The organism is Streptomyces lincolnensis (assembly GCF_001685355.1).
Classification (GTDB): domain Bacteria; phylum Actinomycetota; class Actinomycetes; order Streptomycetales; family Streptomycetaceae; genus Streptomyces; species Streptomyces lincolnensis.
In genome coordinates this window covers 3536231-3550668 of the sequence record NZ_CP016438.1, presented here as the reverse complement: position 1 = coordinate 3550668, position 14438 = coordinate 3536231, and the positions used below count along the sequence as shown (strand labels likewise).

The window sequence follows — 14438 nt, the reverse complement described above, 5'->3', positions numbered from 1 at the left end:
ATGCGACCTCTTTCCATCTCCGGCGCCTGGGTGCACGAGCCGAAGGTCTTCCCCGACGGCCGCGGCAGCTTCCACGAGTGGTTCAAGGCCCCGGTGTTCGCCGAGGCGGCGGGCCACCGGCTGAGCCTGGCCCAGGCCAACATGTCCGTCTCCAGCCGGGGCACCCTGCGCGGCATCCACTTCGCGGACGTGCCGCCCAGCCAGGCCAAGTACGTCAAGTGCGTGCGCGGCGCGGTCCTCGACGTGATCGTGGACATCCGGACCGGCTCGCCCACCTACGGCCAGTGGGAGATCGTCCGCCTGGACGATCAGGACCACCACGCGGTCTATCTCTCCGAGGGCCTCGGCCACGGCTTCATGGCGCTCACCGACGACGCCACGGTGGTCTACCTGTGCTCCGAGGGGTACGCGCCCGAGCGCGAGCACGGCGTCCACCCGCTCGACCCCGCCCTCGGCATCGAGTGGCCGGCGGACATCGCCCCGCTGCTCTCCGCCAAGGACGAGCAGGCGCCCACCCTGGCCGAGGCCGAGGCGCGGGGCCTGCTGCCCACCTACGAGGCGTGCGTGGCCTACCGGGAGAGCCTCGGCCGCCCGGGCTCGGTTTGACCGGACCTGAGCCGCCCCCGTAACCTTGACCGTCGGCGTGTCCACAGGTGACACGCCACATCCCCGTAAACCTTTTCCTCCCGGGCTTTCCGGCCGGGAGAGGCCGTTCGCTCTGCCGGGCGGCTGGACTGCGGGGGTGCCGTCCCCGAGCGAGAGAGTGAGATCCGCGTGTACGCCATCGTGCGCAGCGGTGGTCGCCAGCACAAGGTTGCTGTCGGCGACATCGTTGAGGTTGACAAGATTTCCACTGCCAAGGTTGGCGACACGGTCGAGCTCTCGACCCTGCTCGTTGTCGACGGCGAAGCTGTTACCAGCGACCCGTGGGTGCTGGCCGGCATCAAGGTCCAGGCCGAGGTCGTGGACCACCACAAGGGCGTCAAGATCGACATCCTTCGCTACAAGAACAAGACCGGCTACCGCCGTCGTCAGGGCCACCGCCAGCAGTACACGGCGATCAAGGTCACTGAGATCCCCGCGGCTGCGAAGTAAGGGACTGAGGAGAGATGGCACACAAGAAGGGCGCATCGTCCACCCGCAACGGTCGTGACTCCAACGCTCAGCGCCTCGGCGTGAAGCGCTTCGGCGGTCAGGTCGTCAACGCGGGCGAGATCCTGGTCCGCCAGCGCGGCACCCACTTCCACCCGGGTGCGGGCGTCGGCCGTGGCGGCGACGACACGCTGTTCGCCCTGCAGGCCGGTTCGGTGCAGTTCGGCACCCACCGTGGCCGCAAGGTCGTGAACATCGTTCCGGTCGCCTGATCGGAAGCTTTCGCGAGGCGGACCTCACTTCCCTCACGGGAAGCGGGTCCGCCTTTCGCGTGTTAGTACAAAGACATTCCCGTAAGTAACTGGAGGCACATCCCATGACCACCTTCGTGGACCGCGTCGAGCTGCATGTCGCCGCGGGTAACGGAGGCCACGGCTGTGCCTCCGTCCACCGGGAGAAGTTCAAGCCGCTGGGCGGCCCGGACGGCGGCAACGGCGGTCGTGGCGGTGACGTCATCCTCACCGTCGACCAGTCCGTCACCACGCTCCTCGACTACCACCACTCCCCGCACCGCAAGGCCACCAACGGCAAGCCCGGCGAGGGCGGCAACCGCTCCGGCAAGGACGGCCAGGACCTCGTCCTGCCCGTGCCGGACGGCACCGTCGTCCTCGACAAGGCGGGCAACGTGCTCGCCGACCTGGTCGGTCACGGCACCTCGTACGTCGCCGCCCAGGGCGGCCGCGGCGGGCTCGGCAACGCGGCGCTGGCCTCCGCCCGGCGCAAGGCCCCCGGCTTCGCGCTGCTCGGTGTGCCCGGTGGCCTCCAGGACATCGTCCTGGAGCTGAAGACCGTCGCCGACGTGGCGCTGGTGGGCTACCCGAGCGCGGGCAAGTCCTCGCTGATCTCGGTGCTGAGTGCCGCCAAGCCGAAGATCGCCGACTACCCGTTCACCACCCTCGTCCCGAACCTGGGCGTGGTCACGGCCGGCTCGACCGTCTACACGATCGCCGACGTGCCGGGCCTCATCCCGGGCGCCAGTCAGGGCAAGGGCCTGGGCCTGGAGTTCCTGCGCCACGTCGAGCGGTGCAGCGTCCTGGTGCACGTGCTGGACACGGCCACGCTGGAGTCCGAGCGCGACCCGGTCTCCGACCTCGACGTCATCGAGGAGGAGCTGCGGCAGTACGGTGCCGGACTCGACAAGCGGCCCCGCATGATCGTCCTGAACAAGATCGACGTCCCGGACGGCAAGGACCTCGCCGAGATGGTGCGGCCGGATCTGGAGGCGCGCGGCTACCGCGTCTTCGAGGTGTCCGCGGTGGCGCACATGGGGCTGAAGGAACTGTCGTTCGCGCTGGCCGACGTGGTCGCCAAGGCGCGGGCCGCCAAGCCCAAGGAGGAGGCGACCCGGATCGTCATCCGGCCCAAGGCCGTGGACGACGCCGGTTTCACCGTGACGCGCGAGGAGGACGGGCTGTTCCGGGTGCGCGGCGAGAAGCCGGAGCGCTGGGTGCGGCAGACCGACTTCAGCAACGACGAGGCCGTCGGCTATCTCGCCGACCGCCTCAACCGCCTCGGTGTGGAGGACGAGCTGATGAAGGCGGGCGCCCGCTCGGGCGACGGCGTCGCCATCGGCCCCGAGGACAACGCCGTCGTCTTCGACTGGGAGCCGACGGTCATGGCCGGCGCCGAGATGCTCGGCCGCCGCGGCGAGGACCACCGTTTCGAGGAGCCCCGCCCCGCGGCCCAGCGCCGCCGGGACAAGCAGGCCGAACGCGACGAGGCGTCCCAGGAGTTCGACGATTTCGAGCCGTTCTAGGGTGAACTCCGGAAGGACTCCGGGGACACGGCAGGACAACCCTCTGTCCATGCGGTGAGTCGTACGGGGCAGCAGGGAGGGGCAGTCGACCTTCTCTGGTCAACTGCCCCTTACTTTCCCGGAGTCGATCCCATGAGACGTACCCTCGTCGTCGCACTCGCCCTCCTCACCGCCACCGGCCTCGCCCTGCCGACGGCCCAGGCGGCTCAGGCGGCCCCGGCCACCACCAAGGCCCAGGACGACTTCAACGGCGACGGATACGCCGACCTCGCCGTCGCGGCGCCCATGGCGACCGTGGGCGGAAGGACGCAGGCCGGATACGTCGCCGTGCAGTACGGCGGCAAGTCCGGCTGGATCGGCGGCAGCCGGAAGCTGTTCACGCAGAACAGCGCGGGCGTCCCCGGTACCGCCGAGAAGGGCGACCGGTTCGGCAGCGCGCTCACCACGGCCGACCTCGACCGGGACGGGTACACCGACCTGGTCGTCGGCGTCGGCGGCGAGGACACGTCCTTCGGCACCGACTCCGGCTACGTCGAGGTCGTCTGGGGCAGCGCCAAGGGCCTGTCCGGCGCCTCCTCCCTGGCCGCCGGCAGGCGCGCCCACGACCGCCTCGGCACCCAGGGCCGGCTCACGGCCGCCGACGTGCACGGCGACGGGGCGAGTGACGTGGTGACCGTCCAGAACGACCACGACCTGCGTGTCCTCAAGGGCCCCTTCGGCAGGAACGGTTCCGCCAAGGGTGAGCAGCTGGTGGTGGACAAGTACTCCAGCGCCGTCCTCGACCTGGCGGCCGGTGACATCAACGGCGACGGCATCACCGACGTCGTCGCCGCGGAGAACGACCAGGATGAGTTCGACTCCCGCCGGATCGTCTACTGGTACGGCACGCGGAACGGACTCACGCCGTACACCCTCGTCTACGACGTCGACGGCGCCGGACTCCAGGGCGGCGAGAACCTCGACGTCGGGGACGTGAACCGGGACGGGTACGACGACATCGTGGTGGGCCGTACCGTCGACGGCCACGACAGTGACCTCGACACCTATCTCGCCAAGGGCGGGCGGGTCGCCTGGATCCCGGGCACCGCCGAGGGGCCCGACGGGGTGAAGGCGCAGTTCCTCAACCAGTCCAGCCCGGGGGTGCCCGGCGAGCCCGAGAAGGGCGACCGCTTCGGCAGCGACATCCACCTCGCCGACGTCGACGGCGACGGATACCCGGACGTGGTCACCGGCGTGCCCGGCGAGGATCTCGGCACCCCGACCGACCGGGACGCCTGGCCCGACGCGGGCGCCGTCGTCGTACTGAAGGGCAGGGCCGGCGGGCTGACCGGCACCGGTCCCTACCACCAGGTGTACACGCAGAACGACAACGGTGTGCCGGGTGCCGCCGAGAAGGGCGACGCCTTCGGCGCGGCCCTGTTCACCGGCGACGCGAACCGTGACGGTCTGTCGGACGTGTCCGTCGGCGCGCCGGGGGAGAACGCGAACGCCGGGTACGTGTGGGCCTTCCGGTCCCGGGCGGAGTACGTCGTGGCGCCCGGCGGCACGCCGATTCCGGCCACTCTCGTGGGGGAGAAGGGCACCACCTCCTGGGGCAGCTCCGCCTTCAAGGTGAACGGTACGGCGGCACGACTCGGATCGAATTTCGCCGGCTGATCATCTGTCAGGCCCGTTGCGGCAAGAATGAGTTCTTGTGCCGCAACGGGTCTTTTGTTGTCTTCCTAGTTGTCATGCACGCGAAGCCTGCGGTTCAGCGGACCGTCCGTCCGCGGGCGTGAGCTTCCCAGTGTCCACGAGGCCAGAGAGGCAAGGGAGTTTGCTGATGACTGGAGCAACATCGCCCGACCGCCGCCGTTTTCTGACCGCCGGTGCCGCCGTGGTCGGCGCCGCGGCCTCCGCCCAGCTCTGGCTGCCCGGTACCGCCCGGGCGGCCGCGACACCGCTGCCCGACGGTGTCTTCGGCCTGGGCGTCGCGTCCGGCGACCCGCTCCCGGACGGCGTGGTCTTGTGGACCCGGCTCGCCCCCGACCCGCTCAACGGCGGCGGCATGCCCGACGCGGCGGTGCCGGTGCAGTGGGAGGTCGCCGCGGACGAACGGTTCAGAAAGGTGGTCCGCCGGGGCACCGCCCAGGCCCTGCCCGCATACGGGCACAGCGTTCACGTCGACGTACGGGGTCTGCGCGCCGGCCGCGTCTACTGGTACCGCTTCCGGGCCGGCGGCCAGATCTCCCGCGTCGGCCGTACCCGCACCGCGCCCCCCGCGCACAGCACCGGCGGCCACCTGCGGGTGGCGCTGGCCTCCTGCCAGAACTGGCAGAACGGCTACTTCACGCCGTACGCCGACATGCTGGCCCAGGACCCGGACGTCGTGCTGTTCGTCGGCGACTACATCTACGAGTCGGCGCCCTCCGCGACGGCCGTACGGCGGCACGAGGGCTCGGGCGAGCCGTACACCCTCACCCAGTACCGCAACCGGTACGCCCAGTACCGGCTGGACCCCGACCTCGCCGACATCCACGCCAACGCGCCCTTCGTGGTCACCTTCGACGACCACGAGGTCGACAACGACTTCGCCGGCGAGATCCCCCAGGACCCGGCCAAGCAACCGCACGACGCCTTCGTGGCACGGCTGACCGCGGCCTACCAGGCGTACTACGAGCACATGCCGGTGCGTGCCGCCGCCGTGCCGAACGGCCCGCACATCCGGATGCACCGCCGCCTCGACTTCGGCCGGCTGGCCCGCCTGAGCGTCCTGGACACCCGGCAGTTCCGCAGCGACCAGGCGACCAGCCAGGCCGGCGCCCAGGACCCCGCGCTCACCATGCTCGGCGCCGACCAGAAGCAGTGGCTGCTCGACGGGCTGCACCGCTCGCCCGCCCGCTGGAACCTCATCGCCTCGCAGATCATGATGGCCGAGACCGACCTCCAGATCGGCGAGGGCAAGCTCTGGTTCTACGACGCCTGGGACGGCTACCAGGCCGAACGCAACGCGCTCCTCGACGAGTTCCGCGACGTCCGCAACCCGGTCGTGCTCAGCGGCGACCGTCACCTGACGATGATCAGCGACCTGAAGACGGACTACGCCGACCCAGCCTCCCAGGTCGTGGGCGCCGAGTTCGTCGGCACCTCCATCTCCAGCAACGGCGACCAGGACCTCGACGCCTTCCACCGCCAGTGGGACCCGCTGATGCCGGACAACCCGCACTGGAAGTTCATCGACGCCCACCGCGGCTACCACCTCTTCGACGTCCGCCGCGACCGCATCGACGCGCAGGTCCGGGTGGTCGACACGGTGCTCAAGCCGGAGGCCGTGCCCAGCACGCTGGCCAGGCTGCGGGTGGACGCGGGGCGGCCGGGCGTCCGGCTCGTCTGACCGGTCCCACCGGACACCGGGAGACCTGGGACTCATTCGGGTCCCAGGTCTCTCCCGTGTCTCTCCCAGGACTCTCAGGTCCTCGCCGAGACCGAAATGCTGCGGAATCTTAATAAGGAATTCCGAGGAAATGAACTACCGGAGGAGCCCTATTCGGGGCTCGTCCGATACGGCGCCGTGACGCATATGGAGAACACGTGCACCCCCCGTCCCGGGGGCGTGAAGACCCGCACCCGGGAGGGCGCGTGCGCGTGCTCGGTGTACCGGCCCCGCTGTCCGGAGCGCTCGGCGCCTGTCGAGGCGCGTACCGTTGAGGTGCCCGGACGTCACTCTCAGTAATGGTGAACACCCTGTGGAGTTACTCACAGCAATTCCGCGGGCGGCCACTCCTTCGAAGGAACATGTCTCCCTCAATCACCAGGCGTACAAGGTGAATGACAGGTTGCGCGCACATATGCGGTGGACAGCGCTCACCTTGCACTGCGGTAACTAAGAGTGGGACCATTTCCACGTTCCCTGTCGCCCCAAGGTAGGTCAACCTGTGTCCCAGCACATAGCCAAGCCCCGTACCACCGCAGTGATCCTGGCCGGTGGCACCGGTCAGCGGGTGGGTCTGTCGATCCCCAAGCAGCTGCTGAAGATCGCCGGCAAGGCAGTCATCGAGCACACCTTGACCACCTTCGAGAAGGCGGACTCGATCGACGACATCATCGTGCTGATGGCGCCGGGGTACGTGCCCGACGTCGAGAAGATCGTCGCCAAGGCCGGGTTCAAGAAGGTCAAGAGGATCATCGAGGGCGGCTCCACCCGTAACGAGACCACCGAGCGTGCCATCGAGGCCCTGGGTGAGGGGCTGGCCGACGGCGAGGACCTGAACGTCCTCTTCCACGACGCCGTACGCCCCCTGCTGTCGCAGCGCGTCATCGACGACTGCGTCATCGCCCTGGAGCGCTTCCAGGCGGTCGACGTCGCCATCCCGTCCGCGGACACCATCATCGTGACCCGGACGCACGGCGAGGACGGCGAGTTCATCACCGAGATCCCCGACCGCTCCCGGCTGCGCCGCGGCCAGACCCCGCAGGCGTTCAAGCTGTCGACGATCAAGCGGGCCTATCAGGTCGCCGCCGGCGACCCCAACTTCCAGGCCACCGACGACTGTTCGGTCGTGCTCAAGTACCTGCCCGACGTGCCGATCCACGTCGTCGCGGGCGACGAGTACAACATGAAGGTCACCCAGCCCGTCGACGTCTTCATCGCCGACAAGCTGTTCCAGCTCGCCTCGACCGCCGCGCCCGAGCAGGTCTCCGAGGAGGCCTACCGCGAGCTGCTGACCGGCAAGACGGTCGTCGTCTTCGGCGGCTCGTACGGCATCGGCAAGGACATCTGCGAGGTCGCCGGAGCCTACGGCGCGAAGGTCTACGCGCTGGGCCGCTCCACCACCGGCACCCACGTCGAGAACCCGGAGGAGGTCGACGACGCGCTCTCCAAGGCGTACGCCGAGACCGGGCGCATCGACTACGTCGTCAACACGGCGGGCGTCCTGCGCATCGGCAAGCTGGCGGAGACCGACAACGCGACCATCGAGGAAGCGCTGAAGGTCAACTACCTGGCCCCGGTGCAGATCGCCCGGTCGTCGTACAAGTACCTCGCCGAGACCAAGGGCCAGTTGCTGCTGTACACCTCCAGCAGCTACACCCGCGGCCGCGCCGAGTACAGCCTCTACTCCTCGACCAAGGCCGCCATGGTGAACCTCACCCAGGCCCTGTCCGACGAGTGGGCCGGCGACGGCATCCGGGTGAACTGCATCAACCCGGAGCGGACCGCCACTCCGATGCGTACCAAGGCCTTCGGTCAGGAGCCCACGGGCAGCCTGCTCTCCTCCGAGGCCGTGGCCCGCACCTCGCTCGATGTGCTGCTTTCCGAGCTGACCGGACACGTCATCGACGTCCGCCAGCAGGACCCGACGGCGGCCGCCGGCCAGGCCTCCGGCTTCGAGGCGGCACTGGCCAGTGTCCTGGACCGGCAGGACGGCGTGGCATAATCAGGAACAAATAGTCTTCTGTCATTCAGGCCTCTGTGGCTGCCCGTTCACGGCGCATTCGCAGGGGCCTGAGTCCGTAAATTTTCAGAAGCTTTCACAATACGTTTTCCGGACTTTTCCGGTCCTTACATCTCCGGTCCTAACAACCAGCACCCCTCCCAGAGCAGGTTCTTCAGTGATAACCACCGCCATTCGCGTCGCCCGGGTGGGCAGTGCGGCCGAGCTGGCCGCGGCGGTCCTCATGCTGGCGGGCTTCCCCGCCATAATGGTGGCCGCGCTCGTCCCGAGCGTTCCTGCCTTCGCGGCCGCGACCGCCGTGACGTACCTTGCTGACCACTATCTGCACCGTCAGGGCAGCTATCTGATCAACCGCCTCAGCAAGGTGCGCGCCGGGCTTTCGATCCGGTTCCTGATCAGACAGCTTCTGCTCATCCTGCTGCTGGCCCGCCTGGACCTCTCCGACAGTCTGATCTTCTACGGCGCGACGGCCTGCTTCATCGCGTTCTACGGCCTCCAGGCCCCGCACGGCGCGCTGGTCACCCTGATCCGCAACCGCCGCCGGATGCCGGTCGCCACCCGGAACGTCGACCTGGCCTCCCGCATCCGCATCCCCAACGCCCCGCCGCAGGGCCTGCTGAACCGCTCCGCGGAGAAGATGCTCCACCTCGACCTCGCGGCCGTGGTCGGCATACTCGTCTCCGCCGAGCTGGACTCGGCCACGGCCGGCTTCATCGGCATCGCCGTCACGCTGGGCCTGGGCACCCTGTACGTCCTGGCGCTCATGCCGTACGTGCGCGGGAAGAAGATCCCGCCGACCGCGGAGAAGGTGCTGACCGCGGTCGACGGCTGGCTGCGCGAGTACAAGCCCGAGACGGTGCTGTACTTCTCCGGCTCCAAGGACTCCACCTACCAGGTCAACATGTGGCTGGAGACCATGGAGCAGCTGGACTCCAGGCCGCTGATCATCCTGCGCGAGCGGGTCATCCTCCAGAACCTGGCGCCCACCACGGTCCCCGTCATCTGCGTGCCCGGAGGGGTGCACCTGATGAACATGGACCTGTCCACGGTGCGTGTCGCGCTGTACGCGGCGAACGTCGGCAAGAACATCCACCTGCTGCGCGTCCCCACCATGAAGCACGTCTTCATCGGCCACGGCGACAGCGACAAGCTGGCGAGCGTCAACCCGTTCAGCAAGGTCTACGACGAGGTGTGGACCGCCGGCCGCGCGGGCCGCGACCGGTACGCCATCGCCGACGTCGGTGTCCGCGACGACGACATCGTGGAGGTCGGCCGCCCGCAGCTGGCGCCGATCCGGAACGGGGACGGCGGTGTGCCGGAGGGACGTGTCCCGACCGTGCTGTACGCCCCCACCTGGGAGGGCTGGGACGGCAACCCGGGCAACACCTCGCTCATGCTGGCCGGCGAGAACATCGTGAAGAAGCTGCTCAAGGCCGACCCGCCGGTCCGCGTCCTGTACAAGCCGCACCCCTTCACCGGCACGGTCCTCGCCAAGGCGGGCGCAGCGCACCGGAAGATCACCGCGCTGATCGAGAAGGCCGCCGCCGAGCGCGCCGCCGACGCCCGCTTCACGGCCGAGACGGCCGCCCAGGAGCAGGCCAGGGCCGACCTGGCCCGCATCGAGGCGCGGCTCGCCGCGCTGGCCGGCAACGGCGGCGAGAAGGGCGACGAGGCCGAGGCCACCCGCGACGGCGTGGCCGACGTCCAGAAGCACGAGGAGATCGCCCGCCTGCGCGGCGAGTGGAACGAGGCGTACTGGCGTTCCTTCCCGGTGTGGGAGCACCGGGTGATCACCGGCGCCGAGCCGCGTCTGTACGACTGCTTCAACGTCTCCGACGCGATGGTCTCCGACATCTCCAGCGTGGTCTCCGACTTCATCGCGAGCGGCAAGCCGTACGCCGTGACGGACTCCGCCGAACTGGGTGTGGAGGAGTTCAAGCGGCAGAACACCGCGGTGCGCGCCGCCACCATCCTGTCCAACAGCGCCGCCGAGCTGGGCGGGCTGCTCGACGCCGTGCGCGACCCGGCCAAGGACCCGCTGGCCGAGGACCGCGGCGAGCTCAAGCGGTATCTGCTGGGCCCGGACGAGCCCACCTCCATCGAGCAGTTCAACACCGCGGTGGCGAACCTGGCGATCAAGGCCGAGGCACGCAACGTCGGTCAGGAGTCACGGGCGGCCGGGGCCGCGGAGTCCGAGGCCGAGCTGGCGGAGGCGATGCCCGTGCAGCGGGGGTCGGGGCCGTCCGGTGAGGCGGACGGCGTCGGCGCCTGACGGAGCCCACGTCACGCAGGGCCCGGTTTTCGAGGAGTGATCCTCGAAAACCGGGCCCTTTTCCGTATGGAGACATGCGTGAGGTGGGTCACGAACCGACACCGTCCGGGCAACCGGTTGCCACGGCCGCCCGTCTAGCAGCTTGCCAAAGAGTGATTTCGGGGGAGATTTTCCGCGACAAGGGGGAAGAGTGACCGTTGCGCAGCCTGATGTGACCGTGGTCATCGGGGCGTACGAAGCGATGCCCTATCTGGTCGAGTGCCTGGCGTCCGTCGAGGCGCAGACCCTCGACCCGGCGCGCATTGAGGTCGTCGCGGTCGACGACGGTTCGACGGACGGCACGGGCGAGTACCTGGAGGAGTTCGCGGCCCGCGCCCCCATGCCCGTCACGGTGATCCGTCAGGACAACTCCGGCGGCCCCAGCGGCCCCCGCAACGTCGGCCTCGGCAAGGCCTCCGGGCGGTACGTCTTCTTCCTGGACGCCGACGACCGGCTCGGCCCCGAGGCCCTCGCGCGGATGGTCGCCATGGCCGACGAGAACGGCACGGACGTCGTCCTCGGCAGGGTCGAGGGCGTCAACCGCAAGCCGCCGGGGTCGATGTGGGGCGAGACGCTCCGGCGCACCGACGTCTACTCCTCCAACATCAAGTTCACGCTGAGCGCGCAGAAGCTGTTCCGCCGCGAGTTGCTGACCCGGCACGGCATGCGGTTCGACGAGTCCCTGTGGACCGGCGAGGACGCGCTCTTCACGATGGAGGCGTATCTGCGCGCGGACGGCGTCTCCGTGCTCGCCGACTACACCTGCTACTACCTGGTCGGCCGCGAGGACGGCAAGCACGTGACGAGGACCGGTGGCTACGTCCTGCGGTTCGACTCCGCGCGCGCCCTGATGACCCTCCTCGCGGACATGCTTCCCCCGGGTCCCAGACGTGACGTCCTCATGGTCCGTCCGTTCCTCGTCACGCTGCTGCCCCAGTTCGGCCCGCAGTTCCTCAAGGACGACGAGGAGGTCCGGCGGCACAAGGTCGAGCTGGCGAAGCCGCTCATGGACGCCTACTGGAACGCGGACGTGGCCCGCCGTCTCCGGGTCGACGAGCGCCTGCGGCTGCACCTGCTGGCCGCCGGGCGCCCCGATCTCCTCATGGACGTCGTGGAGTTCGTCCGGGCCAAGAAGGAGGTCCCGGCCGTCCTGGAGAAGAACGGCCGCCGCCTCTACCTGGGCTACCCGCACTTCCGCGACTCCCGGGCCGGCGTCCCCGACGCGGTCTACCGCGCCGAACCCCGCGAGGCGCGCACCTTCCCCGGCTACCGGGAGGGCCGGATCGAGATCTTCCTCCGCCGCGCCGGCCGCAAGGCCCGCCGGATGCTGTCCACCCGGGCGGCGACACCGGGCGGCCGGGCCGCGGCGGCCTGACGACAGCCGTCCCGGTCGGGCCGAGTGGGGGGCGGCCCGGTCCGACCGGTCTCCTCAAGCGTGTGTGGCGGGAGCGGATTCCTTGCGCTGAGCGGGCAGCTCCGCCGCCGACCGGTCCGCCATCCGCACCCGGTGCTCCCGCGCCGACGCGCACAGCGCCTGTACGGCGTGGTCGAAGCGCACCTGGGAGACCGGCTCGTCCGGCCCGAGCAGCCGCCGCTTCAACCCGGCCCGCTCCCGCGCCAGTTCGTCCCGCTCCGGATGCCGTACCGCGTCCAGCAGCTCAGGCACCCCGGCCGCGTCCGGGGCCAGCACGTACGCCGCGCCCGCCGTGGGGAAGGCCGTGCGGAACGCGTCCTCGGGCAGGCCGCTGGTGTTCGCCACCGCGTACGGCTTCCCGCTCGCCAGGAAGTCGCTGACCACGCTCGACACGTCACTGACCAGCAGGTCGGCCTGGTCGAAGCAGGAGTACAGCGCGGGCCGGACATCCGTGACGATCTGGTGCTCGAACGCGGGCAGCGCGGCCCAGTACGCCTCCTCCCAGGCCGCCGTGGCCCGCGCCACCGCCGCCGCCCGCCCCGGCTCGGGCGCCCCCTGGTGCAGCATCCGCTCGGTCTGGTCCGCCGACGCCCGGAAGGAGGCCGTGGTGAGCTGGTCCAACTCGCGCGTGAGACGGGCGAGTTCACCGTCCGGCGCGGTCCGCTTCGGGGCCCGCTCCTCGCGGTTCGCCGCCCGGATCAGCTCCCGGATCCGCTGGTCGGCGGCCGCCGCCCGCGCGTCCACCGACCCGGTCAGCGGATGCGGCTTGTACAGCAGTCGGACCCCGGGGTCGGCGAGCAGCGCCCGTACGAGGTTCTCGCCGGCCTCGATCACCGAGGTGTTCCCAGGGTTGCCGTCCCAGCCCTCCCAGGTCGGCGCGTACAGCACCGTCGTACGGTCACCGGCCGGCGGGCCCGCGTACGGCCGTACGGCGTCCAGTTGCGGGCGGCCGATCTCCACCACGTCCTTGTCCTCGACGCCCACCTCGGCCGTCGCGTACCGCTCGCGCGCCGCCGGACCGGCCACCCACACCTCGTCGTAGGCCTTCGCGTACGGGTTGCAGGAGGAGAGCTTGTCGCTCTCGCCGTGGTTGACGAAGGTGTGCTTCAGGGTGGGGATGCGCAGGACCTGCGAGGTCTTGCCGGAGTTCGAGGGGTGGATGAGGACCTCCAGCGAGGACTGCTCCAGGCGCATCAGCGTGGACACCTTCGGCAGGCAGACGATCGGCACGTCCGTCGCCGCGATCTTCTGCACCATGAACCGCTCGCGCAGCACGATCAGCGGGCGGCCCCGGAGCTGTGCGAGGGGCTCCAGCCACATGTTCGCCTGGTAGGCCGAGGACGCCCCGCCGGAGAAGTACAGGCCGACGGTGGGCCGGTACTCGGCCAGCCACGCGTCGAACCAGTCGAGGACCTCCTGCTCGCCCGCCGGACGGCGGCCCGGCAGCAGCCGCAGGAGAAGGTCGTACAGCCCCTTCAGGGCGAGCCCGAGCGAGACGGCGATGCCGAAGGCCGCGACGGCGGGCTCACCGGTGGCCGCCGTGGCCAGCAGGCCGGCCGTCGAGGGCAGGCCGAAGGCCAGCAGCCGGGGCCCGGGGCGGCGCAGCAGCGCGGGCGGAGCGGGGGACAGGCGCAGCGCGGAGGTGTCGATGTTCCGGGTGATGACCGGCAGCGTGCGGGTGCGGCGGACCAGGACGGACACCGCCTGGATCGCGCAGTGCAGCGCGTAGAACGCGAGCAGACCGGCGACGAGGGGGGCGTAGGCGGTCTCCCGGTCCTGCTCGCCGACCCGCAGCAGCCCGACGACGAGCAGCAGGTCCCGCAGCACGTGCCGCACCGTGAGGTCCGCCTGCGACTTGGCGAACAGCGACACCACGCCCCGCTGCCACCGGTACAGGACCCCCTCGACGGCCAGCGAGACGGCCGTCGAGGCGAGCAGAAGCGGAATGTGCGGGCGCAGGGCCGCGGCGGTCTGGGCGACGAACGCGGCCGCGAGGACGGCGACGACCAGCGCCTTGACCACGGTCTGGGGACGGAGCAGACGGACGGCGGCCCGGCGGAGGAAGGTTTTCGCACGGGGGGGTTTCGTACGGACGGTCTTCGTACGAGGAGTCTTCGTACGAGGGGTCTTCGTGCGGGCGGTCTTCGTGCGGAGGGTTTGCGCGGGGGGCCGTCGGCGGGGGAGGCGTCTGAGCACTGCGGTCACTCCAAGGTCGTCGCAAGACGGACGATCGGGTTAACGCGCGCCGACCTCCGGACGACACGCGCGTGTCCGGGACCTCCGGGTGAGCGCGGGGTGACATGGCGTGTCCGGGGGCTGGACCGACGCGCGCCGCCCCGCCGCCTTCGCGTAAATTGCCGGTCAGCCGATGTG

At 70.1% G+C, this 14438-nt stretch carries 10 protein-coding genes; 9 read left to right on the top strand and 1 reads right to left on the bottom strand.

The window, feature by feature from the left end; all coding sequences use genetic code 11:
- The 9 genes from rfbC to SLINC_RS15675 all read left to right on the top strand — a co-directional run bounded on the left by rfbC (nucleotide 1) and on the right by SLINC_RS15675 (nucleotide 12026).
- Nucleotides 1-606, top strand: a complete 606-nt coding sequence (rfbC, locus tag SLINC_RS15715) for a dTDP-4-dehydrorhamnose 3,5-epimerase (protein WP_067432594.1) — start codon at nucleotides 1-3, stop codon at nucleotides 604-606.
- A 168-nt stretch (nucleotides 607-774) separates the two neighbouring features.
- Entirely contained in the window at nucleotides 775-1095 is a 321-nt protein-coding gene (rplU, locus tag SLINC_RS15710; protein ID WP_030601628.1) for a 50S ribosomal protein L21, read from the top strand.
- Nucleotides 1096-1109: 14 nt separating this feature from the next.
- On the top strand, nucleotides 1110-1364 hold the full coding sequence (rpmA, locus tag SLINC_RS15705) for a 50S ribosomal protein L27 (protein ID WP_010041940.1): 255 nt from the start codon (nucleotides 1110-1112) through the stop codon (nucleotides 1362-1364).
- A gap of 104 nt (nucleotides 1365-1468) precedes the next feature.
- The gene (gene obgE / locus SLINC_RS15700; protein WP_067432591.1) at nucleotides 1469-2908 is read left to right on the top strand and encodes a GTPase ObgE; all 1440 of its coding nucleotides are present in this window, start codon (nucleotides 1469-1471) and stop codon (nucleotides 2906-2908) included.
- A gap of 132 nt (nucleotides 2909-3040) precedes the next feature.
- A complete protein-coding gene (locus tag SLINC_RS15695) occupies nucleotides 3041-4564 on the top strand; it encodes an FG-GAP-like repeat-containing protein (protein WP_067432588.1) in 1524 nt (507 codons plus the stop codon).
- Nucleotides 4565-4730: 166 nt separating this feature from the next.
- Complete coding sequence (locus SLINC_RS15690) at nucleotides 4731-6281, top strand: alkaline phosphatase D family protein (protein WP_067432585.1); 1551 nt, start codon at nucleotides 4731-4733, stop codon at nucleotides 6279-6281.
- Between the two features lie 541 nt (nucleotides 6282-6822).
- Complete coding sequence (locus tag SLINC_RS15685) at nucleotides 6823-8322, top strand: bifunctional cytidylyltransferase/SDR family oxidoreductase (protein WP_067432582.1); 1500 nt, start codon at nucleotides 6823-6825, stop codon at nucleotides 8320-8322.
- A 205-nt stretch (nucleotides 8323-8527) separates the two neighbouring features.
- The gene (locus SLINC_RS15680; RefSeq protein WP_067432579.1) at nucleotides 8528-10612 is read left to right on the top strand and encodes a hypothetical protein; all 2085 of its coding nucleotides are present in this window, start codon (nucleotides 8528-8530) and stop codon (nucleotides 10610-10612) included.
- Between the two features lie 190 nt (nucleotides 10613-10802).
- On the top strand, nucleotides 10803-12026 hold the full coding sequence (locus SLINC_RS15675; RefSeq protein ID WP_067432575.1) for a glycosyltransferase family 2 protein: 1224 nt from the start codon (nucleotides 10803-10805) through the stop codon (nucleotides 12024-12026).
- Between the two features lie 54 nt (nucleotides 12027-12080).
- On the opposite strand, the gene SLINC_RS15670 is transcribed toward SLINC_RS15675, so the two are convergent.
- Nucleotides 12081-14087, bottom strand: coding sequence for a CDP-glycerol glycerophosphotransferase family protein (locus SLINC_RS15670; protein WP_237281997.1), 2007 nt, complete (start codon nucleotides 14085-14087; stop codon nucleotides 12081-12083).
- Nucleotides 14088-14438 lie beyond the last annotated feature (351 nt).